We start from the raw sequence: 18,934 nt of genomic DNA, 5'->3' as shown, positions 1-18,934 counted from the left end.
CCCGGCGGGCGGTGCCGCGGACCCGCACGCGGGCCCGTCACGGCAGGGGCTGCGGCGGGCGGGGCCCCTGGTACAACCCGCTCGGCCGCATCCGCAGCGGCCGCTCCTGGTACTCCTCCAGCGCGTGCGCGATCCAGCCCGCCGTGCGCGCCACCGCGAAGACCGTCTCCCCGGCCTCCGCCGACATCTCGCACGACACCGTCAGCACGGCCAGCGCGAGGTCCACATTGGCGTGCAGACCGGGCCGCCGGGCCGCGGCGGTGGCGACCACCTCGCGGGCGGCCCCCAGCGCGGGGCCGGCCTGGGGCAGGGCCTCCAGCCGTGCGAACAGCGCGGTCGCCCGGGGATCCTCGCCCCGGTACAGCCGGTGGCCGAGCCCCGGGACCCGCCGGCCCGCCCGCAGGTGGTCCGCGACGACGGGTGCGGCGCCGCCCCGCTCCAGCGCCTCCGCTAGCATCCGGTGCGCGAGCCGGCCGGCGGCCCCGTGCAAGGGGCCTTCGAGCACGCCGAGCCCGGCCGAGACCACCGCGTACGGGTGCGCGCGCGCCGACGCGGCCACCCGTACGGCCAGGGTCGAGGCGGCCAGGTCGTGGTCGATCAGGAGCCCCAGGGCGAGGTCGAGCACGGCCAGCGCGTCCGGATCGGGCTCCCGCGCCGTCAGCCGTGCCCACAGCTGTCGGGAGATGCGTCCGTCTGCGGGGAAGCGGTTCCGCCCGACCTGCGGGAGGGCGCCGACCAGCGTCGGGATCAGGCAGCGTGCGGAGCCCAGTACGGCCTCGGGGGAGAGGTCGAAGCGCAGCGGGTCGGCAACGGCCGCGGCGGCGGTCGCCACCCGGAGCCGGTCGACGGCCCCGCCGTGCTCGGGCAGCGCGTCCACCGCCCGCCGGGCGGCGGCCAGGGAGTCCGGAGGAGCGGTGAAGCGGGCCCCCTGCGCCAGGGAGCCGCTCCAGAGCCACTCGGCGACCTCCTCGTAGCGGTACCGCGAGGCCAGCTCCACGGCGTCGACGCCCCGGAAGTAGTACCGGTCCGGCTCGATGAGCGTCAGCGAGGTCCGTACGGAGGGCTCCCCGGAGGGGGCCGCCGCCTCCCGCCGGCTGCGCGCGGCCAGCGCCTCCACCTCGCCCGCGTCGAAGCTGCTGCCGCGCCCGACCGGGTCGCGCCGGCTCGTGAGCTGGCCGCGGCTGACGTACGCGTACACCGTCGCCGGCTTCACGCCGAGCAGTTCGGCGGCCTGCCGGGTGGTCAGCCGTCGGTCTTCTTCCATGCGCACCACCCTATACACATTGATTCAATCAATGTTGACAAGGATTGCATCAATCATCGATGGTCGGTCCATGAACACCATCGTCGAAGTACCCCGCGGTCTCGCGGGAGTCGTGGTCACCGAGACCGAGCTCGGGGACGTCCGGGGCCGGGAGGGCTTCTACCACTACCGCCAGTACTCCGCCGTCGAACTGGCCCAGAGCCGCAGCTTCGAGGACGTGTGGCACCTGATGTTCCGCGGCACCCTGCCGGCCGGGGCCGCCGGGCGCGAGGCCTTCGCCGCCGAGATCGCCCCGCTGCGCACCCTGCCCGCCCCGGTGCGCGACGCCCTGCCCGCCCTCGCCCGGGCCACCGCCCTCTCCGGCCCGCTGTCCGGACTGCGGACCGCCCTCTCGCTGCTCGGAGCCTGCGCCGGCTTCCGCCCGGTCTACGACCTCGACCCCGGCCGCCGGGCCGCCGACGCGCTGGCCGCCTGCGCCGCCGTACCGACCCTGCTCACCGCGCTGCACCGGCTCGGCCGGGGGCTGGAGCCGGTCGAACCGCGCGCGGACCTCCCGTACGCGGCCAACTACCTCTACATGCTGACCGGACGGGAACCCGACCCGGTCCGGGCCCGCGCGGTCGAGCAGTACCTCATCTCCACCGTGGACCACGGCTTCAACGCCTCGACCTTCACCGCCCGGGTCATCGCCTCCACCGGGGCCGACGTCGCGGCCTGCCTGACCGGAGCCGTCGGCGCGCTCTCCGGCCCGCTGCACGGCGGCGCCCCCAGCCGGGCCCTGGACACCCTCGACGCCATCGGCACCGTGGACCGGATCGAGCCGTGGATTCGCGAACGGGTGCGCGCGGGCGACCGGATCATGGGATTCGGCCACCCCGTGTACCGCACCGAGGACCCGCGCTCGCGCATGCTGCGCGACATCGCACTCGGCTTCGGCGGCCCGCTCGTGGACTTCGCCGTGCAGGTCGAGCGGCAGGTCGAGCGGATACTCGCCGAGCTGAAGCCCGGCCGCGAGCTCCACACCAATGTGGAGTTCTACGCGGGCGTGGTCATGGAGCTCTGCGGACTGCCGCGGGAGATGTTCACCCCGACCTTCTGCGCGGCCCGCGTGGTCGGCTGGAGCGCCAACATCCTGGAGCAGGCCGCCGACTCGAAGATCATCCGTCCGGCGGCCCGCTACACCGGCCCCACCCCGCCGCAGCCGGTGCCCGCGCCGGGCTGACTACGATCGGCGGGGTGAACAGCAGGCAGCCCATTCCCGTCGTCGTCCTCGCCGGATTCCTCGGCTCCGGCAAGACCACCGTGCTCAACCACCTCCTCGCCCACCGGGGAGGCACCCGCATCGGAGTCGTCGTCAACGACTTCGGATCGATCGAGGTCGACGCCATGTCGGTGGCGGGCCAGCTCGGCGACTCGATGGTCTCCCTCGGCGGCGGCTGCCTGTGCTGCGCCGTCGACGGCAGCGAGCTGGACGCCTACCTGGAGAAGCTGGCGGCGCCCGCACACCGCATCGACGTGATCGTCATCGAGGCGAGCGGGCTGGCCGAGCCCCAGGAGATGATCCGGATGCTGATGGCCTGCGAGAACCCGGACGTCCACTACGGCGGCTTGGTGCAGGTCGTGGACGCGGCCGAGTTCGACGCGACCCGCGCCAAGCACCCCGAGACCGACCGCCACCTCGCCGTCGCGGACCTGGTGGTGCTCAACAAGACCGACCGGGTGGACGCGGCCGAGCGGGCCCGCATCGAAGCGGTCCTCGACACGCTCTGCGCCCCGGGCACCCCGCGGGTGGGCGTCGAGCACGGCCGCATCGACCCCGAACTCCTCTTCGACCGCAGGCCGTGGACGCAGACCCGCGGGCAGCTCTCCTTCGAAGACCTGCTCGCGGAGGCGGGCGCCCGCGAACCGGGTGCGGGCCACACGCGCCACACGGGGGACGAGGGGCACGAGGGGCACGAGGGGCACGCTCACGCGCTCTACGAGAGCGTCGAGTTCGTCTCGGACGGGGCGCTCTCCCCGCGCCGCTTCATGGACTTCCTCGACCGGCGCCCGGCCGGCCTCTACCGGATCAAGGGCTTCGTCCGGTTCGACGTCCCCGGACACGGCGAGCGGTACGAGATCCACGCGGTCGGCCGCTTCCTCCGCTTCACCCCCGGCCCCTGGGGGCGGGGCGAGCCCCGGCTGAGCCAGCTGGTCCTGATCGGCTCCGGCATCGACGGCCCCGGCCTCCTGCGCGAACTGGAGGCCTGCCGCGAAGAGGCTCCGCACGAGCTGGGCCCCGAGAGCATGTGGGGCGTGCTGCGGTACGTGGCGCGGCGCGAGCCCGCCGAGGCCCCGGACGAGAACTGACGCCTCGAACGCCCGCCGCGCCGAAGGCCCCGCAGCGCCCGCCGCGCCGGCCACCCCCGCCGCCCCCGCCGCCTCGCCCACGAAGCGGGACAGCCACCGCCGGGGGCGGCCCGGCCCGGCCCCGCATCCCGGGCCCGGGCCGGCTACGCGACCTCGACGCCGTACTCCCGCAGCAGGTCCTCCAGCCCGCCGCGGTAGCCCTTGCCGCCGATCACGAAATCCCAGTCGCCGTTGGAGCGGCGCCGGAACGAGCCCAGGACCAGGGCGGTCTCGCCCGCCCGGCCGTCGGAGACCTCCAGCCGACCGGCCTCCGCGCCCGCCGCGTCCAGGAGCCGGATGCGGGCGTCCGTGAAGCCGGCCAGGTCGGCGTGCGGATTGACCTCCGGGTCGACCGCGGCCACCAGCACCAGCCGGTCGGCCTCCCGTGGAAGGGCCTCGAAGGCGACCTCGACGGCCGCCTTGTCGGGCGCCGCGTGCGCGCGGGTCCGTACCGAGCCGTCGGGCGTCCGGGGGTTGTTGAAGAAGACGAAGTGGTCCTCGCTCAGCACCCGGCCGCCCGTGCAGACAAGGGCGCACACGTCCAGCGCCACCGCGCCCGACCAGGACATGCCGAGCACGTTCCGGTCGGCGGCCGGCTCCGCCTCCGGCGTGCGCTGCGCCGGGAGTCCCGGGGCGGAGCCGTCGCCCAGCCGGCCGCGCAGGCCGTACTGGTGCAGCAGTGCCACCAGCTCGACTCCGGGAACCAGCTCCAGCGGCTTGCCGTTGGCAAAGGTGTACGACCCGGGCCCGAAGGACGAGGTGGTGACCAGCACCCCCTTGTTCGCCCCCGCGTCCTGGACCGTGCCGTACAGGTCCCGCACCGCCGTCGGCGGGACCGTGTTCCGGTAGCGCTTGACCTGCACCACGATCCGCCCGCCGCGGATCGGGGCCGGGTCCAGCGCCTCGACGTCCACGCCGCCGTCGCCCGACCGCTGCGTGGTCACCGCCTCCATGCCCATCGCGCGGAACAGCTCGGCGACCAGGTTCTCGAAGGCGATCGGGTCCATCGCGAAGAGGTCCGGCTCGTCTCCGTCCCCGTCCCCGTCGCCGCGGTGGCCGCCGTGGCTGACCACGGCGCCGACCTCGCCGGGCCGCCGACCGGGGCGGACCGCAGTCAGCTGGTCGGGCCGCGCGGACAGCTGTCCGCGCAACCCCTCCACCAGGCAGTCCACCGCGCTCACCTGCTCCAGCCGCAACCCCTCGAAGGTGGCGCGCGGCGCCGACACCGTGGCCAGCACGATCTGGGCCTCCCGGCCCGTCACCGGATCGTGGTCGTCCACGAAGCCGTTGACGACCACCGAGTCCAGCGCGCCGAACTCGTCGGCCGCGTACACGTCGCGCAGGACCAGCAGCACGCACTGCGCCAGCAGGTCCCGGTACAGGGCGCGGCGCTGTGCGGCCGGCCGGGCCGTCTCCTTGTCCTGGTCCGTGCTCGGCACGTACCGCACCGACTTGACCTGCGGCACCGCCCCGTACCGGGGCAGCTCCCAGTCCAGCACCAGCTGCCGCAGGACCGGGTCGTAGGCGGCGGCCACCTGCCGGGGCAGGTCCTGCGGCCAGGCCGAAGAGGCGTAGAGCGCTGCCGAGAAGTACTCCACGGCAGCCTCGGGATTGCCCGAGCGCAGGGCGCCGGCCAGCTCGGTGAGTCCGCTGTTGTGCCGGCGGACCCCGGCGAGCTGCTCGGCCGCCCACCGGTCGTACTGCTGCCGGTACGCCGCCAGCTGCTGTTGGCGCCGGGCCTCGGCGGCGTGCGCCGCCTGCCAGGCCTCGGTGTATCGGGCGTGGGCCTCCTGCTCGGTCCGGGCGCGGCCGCCGCCGAGGGGCCGGCCGCCGCCCTGCTGCCGGAACTGCTCGAGGTGCGGCATCGGCACCGGGTGCGCCAGGGTGCCGGGGGCGAAGGGCTCCAGCTGCTCCGACCGGACCAGCGCGGCCATCCGGAAGGCCGGCGCCCGGCAGCCGGAGGCCAGCAGCCCCTGCAGGGCGGCCACCTCGGCGTCGATCCGCTCGGTGCGCCGGCGGGCCTCGGCCTCGCGGTGCTGTCTGTACGCGGCCTGCTGTTCCCGCTGCCCCCTGGCCGCGTCGCGCTCGTAGGCCCGCTGCCTGCGCTCGGCCTCCCGCTGCTGGATCAGCTGCGTCCGCTGCTGCCGGCGCTGCGCCTCGGCCCAGACCCCGATCAGTCCACCGCTCGATCGACGGCTCATCAGCTGTGCTCTCCCCCCACCCGCTCGTACGAGGAAAACACTAAGGGGCGCGCGGACTGCGCGGCCCGGAGACCGCACACCCCGCACGCCCCGTCGTGCGTGCCGTAGGCGCTACAGCGCGGCCCCCGCCAGCGCCGCGACGGCCGACGGCAGCGGTGTCCCCGAACCGTCCCGGCGCGGGTCCACCGCAGGAAGCGCGGCCGGAGTGCCGTTGGCGCCGGCCGCGCGGGCCGGAGAGCCGCCCGCCCACGCCAGCACCAGCACGTCCTCGCCCTTCAGGAACCGCTGGCAGCGCACGCCGCCGGTCGCCCGGCCCTTGCGCGGGTACTGGTCGAAGGGGGTCAGCTTCCCGGACGTCATCGAATCGTCCAGGGTGCCGTGCGAGCCCGCCACCGTGAACACCACGGCGTCCCGGGCCGGGTCGACCGCCGAGAAGTGGATCACCTTGGCGTTGCCGGCGAGCTTGACGCCCGCCATGCCGCCCGCCGGGCGGCCCTGCGGGCGCACCTGGGCCGCCGGGTAGCGCAGCAGCTGGGCGTCGTCCGTGATGAAGACCAGGTCCTCCTCACCGGTACGCAGCTCGACCGCGCCGACGATCCGGTCGCCGTCCTTGAGGCCGATGACCTCCAGCTCGTCCTTGTTGGCCGGGTAGTCCGGCACGACCCGCTTGACCACACCCTGCTCGGTGCCGATCGCCAGGCCCTGCGAGGACTCGTCCAGCGAGGTCAGGCAGATCACCTTCTCGTCCGCCTCCAGCCCGGAGAGGAACTCCGAGACCGGGGCGCCGCCCGCCAGGTTCGGCGCGGCATGGGTGTCCGGCAGCTGCGGCAGGTCGATCACCGCGAGCCGCAGCAGCCGCCCGTACGAGGTGACCGCGCCGACGTCCGCCCGGGCGGAGGCCGCGACCTGCGACACGATCAGGTCGTGCTTGGCGCGGGCCCCGCCCTCCTCCTCCGGCAGCGCGTCGCCGTTCGCCGTACGGGCCAGCAGGCCCGTCGAGGACAGGAGCACGCGGCACGGGTCGTCGGCGACCTCCAGCGGCACCGCCGCCACCGCCGTGCCCGCCGACTCCAGCAGGACCGTGCGCCGCTCGGTGCCGAACTTCTTCGCGACCGAGGCCAGTTCCGAGGAGACCAGCTTGCGCAGCTCCGCGTCGGAGTCCAGGATTCCGGTCAGCTCGTCGATCTCTCCGGTCAGCCGGTCGCGCTCGGACTCCAGCTCCAGCCGGTCGAACTTGGTGAGCCGGCGCAGCGGGGTGTCCAGGATGTACTGGGTCTGGATCTCGCTCAGCGAGAACCGCTCGATCAGGCGGGCCTTGGCCTGGGCGGAGTTCTCGCTGTCCCGGATGAGCCGGATGACCTCGTCGATGTCGATGAGCGCCACCAGCAGGCCCTCGACCAGGTGCAGCCGGTCGCGGCGCTTGGTGCGGCGGAACTCGCTGCGCCGCCGGACGACCTCGAAGCGGTGGTCGAGGTAGACCTCCAGCAGCTCCTTGAGGCCCAGCGTCAGCGGCTGCCCGTCGACCAGCGCCACGTTGTTGATGCCGAAGGACTCCTCCATCGGCGTCAGCTTGTAGAGCTGCTCCAGCACGGCCTCCGGGTGGAAGCCGTTCTTGATCTCGATGACCAGGCGCAGGCCGTGCGAGCGGTCGGTGAGGTCCTTGACGTCGGCGATGCCCTGGAGCTTCTTGGAGCCGACCAGGTCCTTGATCTTCGCGATGACCTTCTCGGGGCCGACCGCGAAGGGCAGTTCCGTGACGACCAGGCCCTTGCGGCGCGCGGTGACGTTCTCCACGGCCACCGTCGCGCGGATCTTGAAGGTGCCGCGGCCGTTCTCGTAGGCGTCCTTGATGCCCGCGAGGCCGACGATCCGGCCGCCCGTGGGCAGGTCGGGACCCGGGACGAAGCGCATCAGCGCCTCCAGGTCCGCCTGCGGGTGCCGGATCAGGTGGCGGGCGGCCGCGATGACCTCGCCCAGATTGTGCGGGGGCATGTTGGTGGCCATGCCGACCGCGATGCCGGACGCGCCGTTGACCAGCAGGTTGGGGTACGCGGCGGGCAGGGCCACCGGCTCCCGCTCCTGGCCGTCGTAGTTGGCGGTGAAGTCGACGGTGTCCTCGTCGATCGACTCCGTCATCAGCGAGGTGGCGTCGGCCATCTTGCACTCGGTGTAACGCATCGCGGCCGGCGGGTCGTCGTTGCCGAGCGAGCCGAAGTTGCCGTGGCCGTCGACCAGCGGCAGCCGCATGGAGAAGGGCTGCGCCATGCGCACGAGGGCGTCGTAGATCGACGCGTCGCCGTGCGGGTGGAGCTTGCCCATGACCTCGCCCACGACGCGGGCGCACTTGACGTACCCGCGATCGGGGCGCAGGCCCATCTCGTTCATCTGGTAGACGATGCGCCGGTGCACCGGCTTCATGCCGTCGCGGGCGTCGGGCAGGGCGCGGGAGTAGATCACCGAGTACGCGTACTCGAGGAAGGAGCCCTGCATTTCGTCGACGACGTCGATGTCGAGGATCTTCTCCTCGAAATCCTCCGGCGGCGGGGTCTTCGTGCTGCGGCGGGCCATCGCTGCGCGGCTCCTTAACCAAGAAAAATGGGGTGCTGGGGGGTCTGACGCGGACCATTGTGGCCCGAGGCACCGACATCGCCGCCTCCGACCCAGGTGTGACCCGGGAACTTCTACGGCGACCGGCGCGCTTGCATACAGTGGCAGGTCTGACAGAAATCTCTACATCGCGATCGAAGGGACCACATGCCCATGGGTCACACGGCCACAGCTCAGGCCGGCTCCGGCGGCCTGACAGCGACCGAGCACCGGCTGGCCAACGGCCTGCGCGTGGTGCTTTCCGAGGACCACCTGACCCCGGTCGCCGCGGTCTGCCTCTGGTACGACGTGGGCTCGCGCCACGAAGTCAAGGGGCGCACCGGCCTGGCTCACCTCTTCGAGCACCTGATGTTCCAGGGCTCGGCGAGCGTACCGGGCAACGGCCACTTCGAACTGGTCCAGGGGGCCGGCGGTTCGCTCAACGGCACCACCAGCTTCGAGCGCACCAACTACTTCGAGACGATGCCGACCCACCAGCTGGAGCTCGCGCTCTGGCTGGAGGCGGACCGGATGGGCTCGCTGCTGGCCGCCCTGGACGACGAGTCCATGGAGAACCAGCGCGACGTCGTCAAGAACGAGCGCCGCCAGCGCTACGACAACGTCCCGTACGGCACGGCGTTCGAGAAGCTGACCGCCCTGGCGTACCCCGAGGGCCACCCGTACCACCACACGCCGATCGGCTCCATGGCCGACCTCGACGCCGCCTCGCTGGAGGACGCGCGCCACTTCTTCCGCACGTACTACGCGCCCAACAACGCGGTGCTGTCGGTCGTCGGCGACATCGACCCCGAGCGGACGCTCGCCTGGATCGAGAAGTACTTCGGCACCATCCCCCCGCACGACGGCAAGCAGCCGCCGCGCGACGGCTCGCTGCCGGACGTCATCGGCGAGGAGCTGCGCGAGGAGATCGTCGAGGAGGTCCCGGCGCGTGCCCTGATGGCCGCCTACCGGCTCCCGCACGACGGCACCCGCGAGTGCGACGCCGCCGACGTGGCGCTGACCGTGCTGGGCGGCGGCGAGTCCTCGCGGCTCCACAACCGCCTGGTACGCCGCGACCAGACGGCCGTCGCGGCCGGCTTCGGCATGCTCCGCCTGGCCGGGGCCCCCTCGCTGGGCTGGCTGGACGTCAAGACCTCGGGCGGGGTCGAGGTGCCCGCGATCGAGGCGGCCGTGGACGAGGAGCTCGCGCGGTTCGCCGCCGAGGGCCCGACGGCCGAGGAGATGGAGCGCGCCCAGGCGCAGCTCGAGCGCGAGTGGCTGGACCGGCTGAGCACGGTCTCCGGCCGCGCCGACGAACTGTGCCGCTACGCGGTGCTCTTCGGCGACCCGCAGCTCGCGCTGACGGCCGTCGGACGCGTCCTGGACGTCACCGCCGAGGAGGTGCAGGCCGTGGCCGCGGCCCGGCTGCGCCCGGACAACCGCGCGGTGCTGGTCTACGAACCGCTGCCGGCAGCCGAGAGCGGCGCCGATGCCGATGCCGACGCCGCCGATGAGAACAACGAGAACGAGGGGGCGGAGCAGTGAGCGACACCGCAGCCGAGACCGCGGCCGACACCGCAGCCGTCACGATGACCTTCCACCCGCGCCCGGAGGCCGGCGAGCCGCAGCCGTGGGCCTTCCCGGCCCCCGAGCGCGGCGAACTGCCCAACGGCCTGACGCTGCTGCGCTGCCACCGCCCGGGCCAGCAGGTGATCGCGGTGGAGATCAACCTGGCCGCCCCCCTCGACGCCGAGCCCGAGGGCCTGGACGGCGTGGCGACCATCATGGCGCGCGCCCTGTCCGAGGGCACCGACAAGCACTCCGCCGAGGAGTTCTCGGCCGAGCTGGAGCGCTGCGGGGCCACCCTCGACGCCCACGCCGACCACCCCGGCCTGCGGGTCTCCCTGGAGGTCCCGGCCTCCCGGCTGCACAAGGCGCTCGGGCTGCTGGCCGAGGCACTGCGCGCGCCCGCCTTCGCGGACGCCGAGGTCGACCGCCTGGTGCGCAACCGGCTCGACGAGATCCCGCACGAGCTGGCCAACCCGCAACGCCGCGCCGCCCAGCAGCTCTCCAAGGAGCTGTTCCCGGCCGCCCTGCGGATGTCCCGCCCCCGGCAGGGCACCGAGGAGACCGTCGCCCGCATCGACTCCGCGGCCGTACGCGCCTTCTACGAGGCCCACGTGCGCCCCGCCACCGCCACCGCGGTGGTCGTCGGCGACCTGACCGGGATCGACCTGGACGCCGTCCTGGCCGACACCCTGGGCGCCTGGACGGGCAACTCCGCCGCGCCCCGGCCCGTGCCGCCGGTGACCGCCGACGACACCGGCCGCGTGGTGATCGTGGACCGGCCCGGCGCGGTCCAGACGCAGCTGCTGATCGGCCGCATCGGGGCGGACCGCCACGACCGCGTCTGGGCGGCCCAGGTGCTCGGCACGTACTGCCTCGGCGGCACCCTCACCTCGCGCCTGGACAAGGTGCTGCGCGAGGAGAAGGGGTACACGTACGGAGTGCGGGCCTTCGGCCAGGTGCTGCGGTCGACCGCCGACGGCAAGGGCGCCTCGATGCTGGCCATCAGCGGCTCGGTGGACACGCCGAACACCGGCCCGGCGCTGGACGACCTCTGGAAGGTGCTGCGCACCCTCGCGGAGGGGGGCCTCACCGACGCCGAACGCGACGTGGCGGTGCAGAACTTGGTGGGCGTGGCCCCGCTGAAGTTCGAGACGGCCGCCTCGGTCGCCGGCACCCTGGCCGACCAGGTCGAGCAGGAGCTGCCGGACGACTACCAGGCGCGGTTGTACGCGCAGCTCGCCGAGACCGGCACGGTGGAGGCGACTTCGGCGGTCGTGAACGCCTTCCCGGCGGACCGGCTGGTCACGATCCTGGTGGGCGACGCCTCGCAGATCGAGGCGCCGGTGCGGGCCCTGGGCATCGGTGACGTGAGCGTCGTCGGCAACTGACGGGCAACCAAAGGGGCTTTGGCGGACTTGTCCGCCGGGGCCCCTTTTGTCTGTTTAGTGGTGAGGTTGCGTGTATGCGGTGTGGCGTACGCAACAAAACGGCTCGTCTGTTTGGCGATTGACTGATGATCCGCCTAGCGTCGGCCGTGCTGTTCGTCAGTTGTGCCCGCCGCACCCGCGGCACCGGACAGCGATCGCCGAGTCCCCGTCAGGCGTGAGCCTGGGGAGCCGGGGACCCACATGAGTCCCTGGGGTGAATCGGGCCGCCTCGCAAGAGGAAGCCCGTAGGAGACCTTCCTGCTCCGAACCCGTCAGCTAACCCGGTAGGCGAGAGGGAAGGAAAGGATCAACCCCTTCATGGCGTTTGGCAGTCGTTCCGCCGCCCCCGGCAAGCACCGCGGTTCCAGCCGCCTCAGCCGGAAGACCGCCGGCTACGCCGGTATAGCCGCTCTCGCCACCACGGGTGTCGTCGGCTCCCTCGCAGCCCCGGCCTTCGCCGCGGACAACAGCACCGAGCACTCCGTCCCGGACGCCGGCTACAACGCCGTCGTCGTCGGCGACGAGCTCGCGGGCGACATCCAGGACCAGGCCGACTCCCAGCAGCGCGCCGCCGACCAGGCCGCCGCGCAGGCGCAGGCCGCGGCCGCCAAGGCGCAGGCCGAGGCGGACGCCAAGCAGCGCGCCGCCGAGGCCAAGCGCCTCGCCGAGGCCAAGGTCAAGGCCGAGCGCGAGGCCGCCGAACGCGCGGCCCGCGACGAGGAGCGCAAGCGCCTCAACACCTTCGTCGCCCCGGTCGACAGCAGCATCAGCACCCAGTACCACGCGGGTGGCGGCATGTGGTCCTCCGGCAGCCACACCGGCATCGACTTCCGCGCCGCCACGGGCACCTCGGTCCACGCGGTGGGCGCGGGCGTCATCGTCGAGGCCGGCTGGGGCGGTGCCTACGGCAACAACGTCGTGATCAAGCACAACGACGGCACCTACACCCAGTACGGGCACCTCGACTCGCTGAGCGTCTCCGCCGGCCAGCAGGTCACCGCGGGCCAGCAGATCGGCCTGTCGGGCTCCACGGGCAACTCCAGCGGCCCGCACCTGCACTTCGAGGCCCGCACCGGCGCCGCGTACGGCTCGGACATCAACCCGGTCGCGTACCTGCGCTCGCACGGCGTCAACCTCTGACCCGTACGCCCCTCCCGCTTCACCGAAGACCCCGGCTCGCACACCGCGAGCCGGGGTCTTTTGCAAATGTTTCGCATTTCCGGCTGCTCTCGGAAATTATCGTGTGTTGCAATAGGGTCGCAGCATGACACGGTACGGCAGTCGGAAATAGGCGGAGGTTCGGTCTTGCGTATTCCTGCGCACGCGGTATGCACGGCAATCCGCGACGACATCGTCTCCGGAGTGTTCGAGCCGGGCGGCAGGCTCACCGAGGAGGTGCTGGCCCGCCGGTACGGCGTCTCGCGCGTCCCCGTCCGGGAGGCGCTGCGGACCCTGGAGTCGGAGGGGTTCGTGACGACCCGCCGGCATGCCGGCGCCTGCGTGGCCGAGCCGACCGAACAGGAGGCGGCCGACCTCCTGGAACTGCGGCTGCTCCTGGAGCCGCTGGCGGCCGCCCGGGCCGCCCGGCGGCGCACCGAGGCCCACCTGAAGGTGCTGCGCGGGCTGGTCAGGCTGGGCCAGGAGCGCGCCAGGAGGGGCCAGGGGGAGGACCTGCGCTCGCTGGGCGGCTGGTTCCACGAGACCTTGGCCCAGGCCTCGGGGAGCCCCGGGCTGATCGCGCTGCTCACCCAGATGCGGCGCAAGGTGGCCTGGATGTACGTGGTGGAGGCGCCCGTCCGGCCGGTGGAGTCCTGGGCGGAGCACGGGGCGATCGTGGACGCGGTGGCCCGGGGGGACGCGGAGCGGGCGCGCGCCCTGGCCGCGGTCCACGCGGACCGGGCGGCGGCCGCGCACCGGCCGCGGCTCCGGGCGGCGGTGAGCACTTCGCAACGTGCCGTAAACATGTCGGGCGGCCGTCATTAACAGGCGCCGTATACAAAGAACGGGTATCTTCGCGGCGCGGCCGGAATTCCGGAGCGGCGGTAATTCGCCGTGCGAGCGGGGCGGGCGTGCATTTCGCCGGTGTGGCTGAATTATCTGCGGCGCTGAATTCCCGCGCGTCCGCATTTCCCGCGGGGTGCCGGCCGTGCCTGTCGCGCCGGCCGCCGCTCCCGCGGTCCGGCAGCGGGCCGTGCCGGGAACGCCGGAGCCGCGGTCCCCCGGATCGGGGGCCGCGGCTCCGGCGGGCGGGCGCAGTGCGTGCGGGCGCAGTGCGGACCCGAAGGCTCAGACGGTCTCGGGGAGCTCGTCGAGCCCCTCGGCGACCAGCTTCGCGAGGCGGTCCAGTGCGGCGTCGGCGCCGTCGGCCTCGGAGGCGAGGACGATCTCCTCGCCGCCCTGGGCGCCCAGGCCCAGAACCGCCAGCATGGAAGCGGCGTTGACGGGGTCGCCGCCGGCCTTCGCGATGGTCACCGGGACGCCGGAAGCGGTCGTCGCACGGACGAAGATCGAGGCGGGACGAGCGTGCAGGCCCTCGGCCCAGCCGACGTTGACGCGGCGCTCTGCCATGGTGATGCCCTTCAGGGTTCTTACGGTTGTCTAGACCAGTCTCTCACGACGCTCCGAATGCTCCGACCGGCCTTCACCCCCGGTTCACCGCCGTTCGACCTTCCCCAGCTTGCACTGGTTTGCACCGGCCTGCCTAACGCGCCGCGCGAGCGCTGTCCCGTGGGCCCCGGCCGTAAGGTAGGCCCATGACCACCGAGTCGGACCCCTCGTACCCGGCCCACTGGGAAGCCGACGTCGTCCTGCGCGACGGCGGCACCGCCAGGATCAGGCCCATCACCACGGAGGACGCGGGGCGGCTGGTCAGCTTCTACGAACAGGTCTCCGACGAGTCGAAGTACTACCGCTTCTTCGCGCCCTACCCCCGCCTGTCCGACCGGGACGTCCACCGCTTCACGCACCACGACTACGTGGACCGGGTCGGGCTCGCCGCGACCACCGGCGGGGAGTTCATCGCCACCGTCCGCTACGACCGCATCGGCTCCGACGGCCGGTCCGCCACCGGCCCCTCCGACGAGGCCGAGGTCGCCTTCCTCGTCCAGGACGCCCACCAGGGCCGCGGGATCGCCTCCGCCCTCCTCGAACACATCGGCGCGGTCGCGCGCGAGCGCGGCATCCGCCGCTTCGCCGCCGAGGTGCTGCCCGCCAACAACAAGATGATCAAGGTGTTCACGGACGCCGGCTACACGCAGCGGCGCAGCTTCGAGGACGGCTCCGTCCACCTCACGCTCGACCTCGAACCGACCGCCGAGTCCCTCGCCGTCCAGCGGGCCCGCGAGCAGCGCGCTGAGGCCCGCTCCGTCCAGCGGCTGCTGGCCCCCGGCTCGGTCGCGGTGATCGGAGTCAGCCGTTCCGGCTCGGGCGTGGGCGCCGCGGCCCTGCGCAACCTGCGGGACAGCGGCTTCCACGGCCACCTCTACGCGGTGAACGAGTCCGTCACCCGCGACCTGATCGAGGGCGTACGGGCCTACCCGACCGTCGACGCCATCGGAGCCCCCGTCGACCTCGCCGTCATCGCCGTCCCCGCCGACCGCGTCCCCGAGGCGGTCGCCGCCTGCGGCGCACACCGGGTCCAGGGCCTCGTCGTGCTCTCCGCCGGGTACGGCGAGAGCGGCCCCGCCGGGCTCGCCCGCCAGCGCGAACTCGTGCGCCAGGTCCGCTCGTACGGGATGCGGCTCATCGGCCCCAACGCCTTCGGCCTGATCAACACCGCGCCCGAGGTGGAGCTCAACGCCTCGCTGGCCCCCGCGCCGATGCCGTTGCGCGGCCGGATCGGCCTGTTCACGCAGTCCGGGGCCATCGGCATCGCCCTGCTCTCCGCCCTCCTGCGCCGCGGCGAGGGGCTGTCGTCCTTCGTCTCCGCGGGGAACCGGGCCGACGTCTCGGGGAACGACATCCTCCAGTACTGGTACGAGGACGACGCCACCGACGTCGCCCTGCTCTACCTCGAAACCCTCGGCAACCCGCGCAAGTTCAGCCGCCTCGCCCGCCGGACCGCGGCCGAGAAGCCGGTGGTCGTCGCCCGGGGCGGCCGCCACACTCCGGCCGGCCACGTCGTCCCGGGCACCCGGCTGCCCGAGGCCACCGTGTCCGCGCTGCTGCGCCAGGCCGGGGTCATCCGGGTCGACACCGTCACCGAGCTCGTCGACGTCGGCCTGCTGCTCGCCTCCCAGCCGCTGCCCGCCGGGCCCCGGATCGCGATCCTCGGCAACTCCGAGTCCCTCGGGGTCCTGACCTACGACGCCTGCCTCGCCCAAGGCCTGCGCCCGAGCCCGCCGCTCGACCTCACGACGGCCGCCTCCCCGGCGGACTTCCGGGCGGCGCTGGCCGCCGCGCTGGCCTCCGAGGACTGCGACGCCGTGATCGTCACCGCCATCCCGTGGGTGGGCGGCGAGCACGCCCCGGCCGACGCCCTCGCGGACGCGCTGCGGGACGCCGTCGCCGCGGTGCCGGGCAAGCCGGTCGCCGTGGTCCACGTCGAGCTCGGCGAACTCGTCGAGGCGCTGTCCGCCGCACGGGCCTCGCTGCCCGTGCCCGTGCCCCCCGCACCCCCCGAAGGGCCTCCCGTACCCGCCGGAGCCGCGGGCCCCGCCGGGAGCGCGGCGGGTCTCCCCGGCGCACCGCCCCCGGCCGGGACCCGTATCCCCGCCTACCCCGCCGGCGAGCGGGCCGTGAAGGCCGTCGCGGAGGCGGTCCGCTACGGCCAGTGGCGACGGGCCCTCGCCGACTCCGGCCAGGTCCCCGCGTACGAGGACATCGACGAGGCCGGCGCCGCCGACCAGCTGGCCCGGCTGCTGGCCGACGTCGACGGCGGGGCCGTGCTGACCCTGAACGAGTGGGACGCCCGCGAGCTCCTGGGCCGCTACGGCATCCGCGTCCTGGCCACCCTGCCCGCCCCCAGCGCCGACGCCGCCGTCCGGGCCGCCGCGGTCCTCGGCTACCCGGTCGCCCTCAAGACCACCGCACCCCACCTGCGCCACCGGGCGGACCTGGGCGGCGTCCGGCTCGACCTCACCGGCGAGAGCGAGCTGCGGCGCTCGTACGAGGAACTCACCGGGACGCTCGGCAAGGCGGCCGAGCTCCAGCCCGTGGTCCAGGCGATGGTGCCGCGCGGCGTCGACACCGTCGTCCGCTCGGTGATCGACCCGGCGGCGGGCGCCGTCCTGTCCTTCGGGCTCGCCGGGGTCCCCTCCGAACTGCTCGGCGACACCGCCCACCGCCTCGTCCCGGCCACCGACCGGGACGTCGCCGCCCTGATCCGCTCCATCCGGGCAGCCCCCCTCCTCTTCGGCTGGCGCGGCAGCGACCCGGTGGACACCCGCGCCCTGGAGGAACTGCTGCTGCGGCTGTCCCGGCTCGTCGACGACCACCCCGAGGTGATCGGGGTCTCGCTGGAGCCGGTCGTGGTCGCCGCCGAGGGCCTCTCCGTGCTCAGCGCGGCCGTCCGCCTGGCGCATCCGCCCGCCCGGGGCGACCTCGGGCCGCGGACCCTGCCCAGCTACTGAGCGCATCCGGCGGGTACGGCGCGGCCGGGGTGCCCCGTACGGGCCTTAGGATGGACCTCATGGCGAAATCCGGTACGACGACCCAGGGGCTGCGCACGGCGATCGAGCGCAGCGGCTACTACCCGGCCCTCGTGGCCGAGGCCGTGGAGGCCGCGGTGGGCGGCGAGCCGATCTCGTCGTACCTGGTCCACCAGGAGACGACCTTCGACTCCAACGAGGTGCGCCGCCACGTCACCGTGCTGGTCCTGACGGGCAACCGGTTCATCGTCAGCCACACCGACGAGCAGGCCGCCGACGCCGGGTCCCCGTCCCCGTACGCGACCACCTCGACCGAGTCGGTCAAGCTCTCCAGCATCTCCTCGGTCGTGCTGAGCCGCGTCGTCGCCAACCCGGAGTCCTACACCCCCGGAACCCTGCCCCGCGAGGTCGTCCTGACCATCGGCTGGGGCGCGGTCTCGCGCATCGACCTGGAGCCCGCCGCCTGCGGCGACGCGAACTGCGACGCCGACCACGGCTACACCGGCAACTCCACCGCCGACGACCTCAGCCTGCGGGTCAGCGAGGCGGGCGACGGCCCCGAGGCCGTGCGCCAGACGCTGCTCTTCGCCCAGGCGCTCAGCGAAGCGACGGCCGCCACGTCCGCCCCCGCCGCCCGCTGATGGCGCACCCCGCGGCGCAGAACTGGGCGGACGAACCGGAGCCGCTGGACCTCGCCGGCGCCCCGGTCCCGGAATACGGTGCCGGGTCGCTCGCCGACCTGCTGCCCACCCTCGCCGCCGGTCAGGGCGTACCCGGATTCTCGGCCTCCATCGCCGAGCTGACCCCGGCCGACCGCAACTGCGTCTTCCTCGTCGACGGCATGGGCTGGGAGCAGATCAAGGCCCACCCGGACGAGGCCCCGTACCTCACCTCCCTCCTCGCCGGCTCCCGCGGCGGCACCGGCCGCCCGATCACCGCGGGCTTCCCGGCGACCACCGCCACCTCGCTGGCCTCCGTCGGCACCGGCCTGCCGCCCGCCCGGCACGGCCTGCCCGGCTACGCCGTCCGCAACCCCGCCACCGGCGAGCTGATGAACCAGCTCCGCTGGCAGCCGTGGACCGCGCCCAAGCCCTGGCAGCCGTACCCGACCGTCTTCCAGCTGGCCGACAAGGCCGGCGTCGCCACCGCGCAGGTCTCCTCGCCGGCCTTCCAGACCACGCCGCTCACCAAGGTCGCCCTCAGCGGGGGCACCTTCCTCGGCCGGATGACCGGCGAGGACCGCATGGACCTGGCGGCCGAGCGGCTCGCCGCGGGCGACCGCTCCCTCGTGTACACGTACTACAGCGAGCTCGACGGGGCCGGCCACCGTTACGGCGTGGACTCCGACGCCTGGCGCGGGCAGCTGATGTACGTCGACCGCCTGGTGCAGCGCCTGGCGGAGCAACTCCCGCCGCGGACCGCCCTGTACGTCACCGCGGACCACGGCATGGTCGACGTCCCCTTCGACGAGGACTCCCGGATCGACTTCGACGACGACTGGGAACTGGGCGCGGGAGTGGCCCTGCTGGGCGGCGAGGGCCGGGCCCGGCACGTCTACGCGGTGCCGGGCGCCGAAGCGGACGTGCTGACCGTCTGGCGCGAGGTGCTCGGCGACCGCTTCTGGGTCGCGAGCCGCGAAGAGGCCCTGGAACTGGGCTGGTTCGGCACGCCGGGGGAGTGCGACGAGCGCGTGCTCGGGCGGATCGGCGACGTGGTCGCGGCCGCCCACGCGGACGTCGCCATCACCGCCTCGCGCAACGAGCCCAACGAATCCGCGCTCGTGGGCATGCACGGCTCCATGACCCCCGCCGAGCAGCTCGTCCCGCTGCTCGAGATCCGCTCCTGAAACCGCCGGCCCGCCGCACCTCCGCCGACTCGACCCCGCCCTCCCGCCCACGACCCGAAAGGTCC

13 protein-coding genes and 1 riboswitch are annotated in these 18,934 nt (G+C 73.7%); of the genes, 9 read left to right on the top strand and 4 right to left on the bottom strand.

From position 1 onward, the window contains the following. Positions 1-37: 37 nt before the first annotated feature. On the bottom strand, positions 38-1,264 hold the full coding sequence (locus ACFWU6_RS08715) for a citrate synthase (RefSeq protein ID WP_383979541.1): 1,227 nt from the start codon (positions 1,262-1,264) through the stop codon (positions 38-40). A gap of 70 nt (positions 1,265-1,334) precedes the next feature. Between ACFWU6_RS08715 and ACFWU6_RS08710 the strand changes: the two genes are divergently transcribed. Together ACFWU6_RS08710 and ACFWU6_RS08705 are read left to right on the top strand one after the other, a co-directional pair. After that, positions 1,335-2,486 carry a citrate synthase/methylcitrate synthase gene (locus ACFWU6_RS08710; RefSeq protein WP_383979538.1) on the top strand — a complete coding sequence of 384 codons (1,152 nt, stop codon included), beginning with the start codon at positions 1,335-1,337 and terminating at the stop codon, positions 2,484-2,486. A gap of 14 nt (positions 2,487-2,500) precedes the next feature. Next, positions 2,501-3,613 carry a CobW family GTP-binding protein gene (locus ACFWU6_RS08705; RefSeq protein ID WP_383979535.1) on the top strand — a complete coding sequence of 371 codons (1,113 nt, stop codon included), beginning with the start codon at positions 2,501-2,503 and terminating at the stop codon, positions 3,611-3,613. Positions 3,614-3,756: 143 nt separating this feature from the next. Here ACFWU6_RS08705 and ACFWU6_RS08700 read toward each other — a convergent pair whose 3' ends face one another. Continuing rightward, positions 3,757-5,853: a restriction endonuclease gene (locus tag ACFWU6_RS08700; protein ID WP_383979532.1), complete on the bottom strand. Its 2,097-nt coding sequence runs from the start codon at positions 5,851-5,853 to the stop codon at positions 3,757-3,759. A gap of 111 nt (positions 5,854-5,964) precedes the next feature. Further along, positions 5,965-8,421 carry a DNA topoisomerase (ATP-hydrolyzing) subunit A gene (locus tag ACFWU6_RS08695; RefSeq protein WP_383799645.1) on the bottom strand — a complete coding sequence of 819 codons (2,457 nt, stop codon included), beginning with the start codon at positions 8,419-8,421 and terminating at the stop codon, positions 5,965-5,967. A 192-nt stretch (positions 8,422-8,613) separates the two neighbouring features. On the opposite strand from ACFWU6_RS08695, the gene ACFWU6_RS08690 reads away from it, so the two are divergent. The 4 genes from ACFWU6_RS08690 to ACFWU6_RS08675 all read left to right on the top strand — a co-directional run bounded on the left by ACFWU6_RS08690 (position 8,614) and on the right by ACFWU6_RS08675 (position 13,418). Beyond that, positions 8,614-9,984: a M16 family metallopeptidase gene (locus ACFWU6_RS08690; RefSeq protein WP_383799642.1), complete on the top strand. Its 1,371-nt coding sequence runs from the start codon at positions 8,614-8,616 to the stop codon at positions 9,982-9,984. A 44-nt stretch (positions 9,985-10,028) separates the two neighbouring features. Continuing rightward, a complete protein-coding gene (locus ACFWU6_RS08685) occupies positions 10,029-11,396 on the top strand; it encodes a M16 family metallopeptidase (protein WP_383979646.1) in 1,368 nt (455 codons plus the stop codon). A gap of 185 nt (positions 11,397-11,581) precedes the next feature. After that, positions 11,582-11,741, top strand: a riboswitch (cyclic di-AMP (ydaO/yuaA leader). Between the two features lie 12 nt (positions 11,742-11,753). Continuing rightward, a complete protein-coding gene (locus ACFWU6_RS08680; RefSeq protein ID WP_383799639.1) occupies positions 11,754-12,575 on the top strand; it encodes a M23 family metallopeptidase in 822 nt (273 codons plus the stop codon). A gap of 165 nt (positions 12,576-12,740) precedes the next feature. Continuing rightward, entirely contained in the window at positions 12,741-13,418 is a 678-nt protein-coding gene (locus ACFWU6_RS08675) for a GntR family transcriptional regulator (protein ID WP_383799637.1), read from the top strand. A gap of 303 nt (positions 13,419-13,721) precedes the next feature. Here ACFWU6_RS08675 and ACFWU6_RS08670 read toward each other — a convergent pair whose 3' ends face one another. Further along, the gene (locus tag ACFWU6_RS08670; protein ID WP_383799634.1) at positions 13,722-14,003 is read right to left on the bottom strand and encodes an HPr family phosphocarrier protein; all 282 of its coding nucleotides are present in this window, start codon (positions 14,001-14,003) and stop codon (positions 13,722-13,724) included. A 185-nt stretch (positions 14,004-14,188) separates the two neighbouring features. Between ACFWU6_RS08670 and ACFWU6_RS08665 the strand changes: the two genes are divergently transcribed. From ACFWU6_RS08665 to ACFWU6_RS08655, 3 genes are read left to right on the top strand one after another with little or no spacing between them, the layout of a single operon-like run. Next, entirely contained in the window at positions 14,189-17,005 is a 2,817-nt protein-coding gene (locus tag ACFWU6_RS08665) for a GNAT family N-acetyltransferase (RefSeq protein WP_383799632.1), read from the top strand. A 59-nt stretch (positions 17,006-17,064) separates the two neighbouring features. Next, positions 17,065-17,664 (top strand): DUF5998 family protein, encoded by a 600-nt coding sequence (locus ACFWU6_RS08660; RefSeq protein WP_383799629.1) that lies wholly within the window; start codon positions 17,065-17,067, stop codon positions 17,662-17,664. Further along, on the top strand, positions 17,664-18,869 hold the full coding sequence (locus tag ACFWU6_RS08655) for an alkaline phosphatase family protein (RefSeq protein WP_383799626.1): 1,206 nt from the start codon (positions 17,664-17,666) through the stop codon (positions 18,867-18,869). The genes ACFWU6_RS08660 and ACFWU6_RS08655 overlap by 1 nt, the downstream gene beginning before the upstream one ends. Positions 18,870-18,934: the final 65 nt, after the last annotated feature.

The organism is Streptomyces sp. NPDC058674, from assembly GCF_042716505.1.
In the GTDB taxonomy this organism is placed as follows: domain Bacteria; phylum Actinomycetota; class Actinomycetes; order Streptomycetales; family Streptomycetaceae; genus Streptomyces.
The sequence above is the reverse complement of the archived record's forward strand: the minus strand, read 5'-3'. Positions and strand labels throughout refer to the sequence as shown.

Bases quoted from the DNA above. Each gene is read 5' to 3' on its own strand.
- ACFWU6_RS08680 (WP_383799639.1), top strand. From the start codon at position 11,754: ATGGCGTTTGGCAGTCGTTCCGCCGCCCCCGGCAAGCACCGCGGTTCC.
- ACFWU6_RS08685 (WP_383979646.1), top strand. From the start codon at position 10,029: ATGACCTTCCACCCGCGCCCGGAGGCCGGCGAGCCGCAGCCGTGGGCC.
- ACFWU6_RS08670 (WP_383799634.1), bottom strand. From the start codon at position 14,003: ATGGCAGAGCGCCGCGTCAACGTCGGCTGGGCCGAGGGCCTGCACGCT.
- ACFWU6_RS08690 (WP_383799642.1), top strand. From the start codon at position 8,614: ATGGGTCACACGGCCACAGCTCAGGCCGGCTCCGGCGGCCTGACAGCG.
- ACFWU6_RS08665 (WP_383799632.1), top strand. From the start codon at position 14,189: ATGACCACCGAGTCGGACCCCTCGTACCCGGCCCACTGGGAAGCCGAC.
- ACFWU6_RS08710 (WP_383979538.1), top strand. From the start codon at position 1,335: ATGAACACCATCGTCGAAGTACCCCGCGGTCTCGCGGGAGTCGTGGTC.
- ACFWU6_RS08715 (WP_383979541.1), bottom strand. From the start codon at position 1,264: ATGGAAGAAGACCGACGGCTGACCACCCGGCAGGCCGCCGAACTGCTC.
- ACFWU6_RS08655 (WP_383799626.1), top strand. From the start codon at position 17,664: ATGGCGCACCCCGCGGCGCAGAACTGGGCGGACGAACCGGAGCCGCTG.
- ACFWU6_RS08660 (WP_383799629.1), top strand. From the start codon at position 17,065: ATGGCGAAATCCGGTACGACGACCCAGGGGCTGCGCACGGCGATCGAG.
- ACFWU6_RS08695 (WP_383799645.1), bottom strand. From the start codon at position 8,421: ATGGCCCGCCGCAGCACGAAGACCCCGCCGCCGGAGGATTTCGAGGAG.
- ACFWU6_RS08700 (WP_383979532.1), bottom strand. From the start codon at position 5,853: ATGAGCCGTCGATCGAGCGGTGGACTGATCGGGGTCTGGGCCGAGGCG.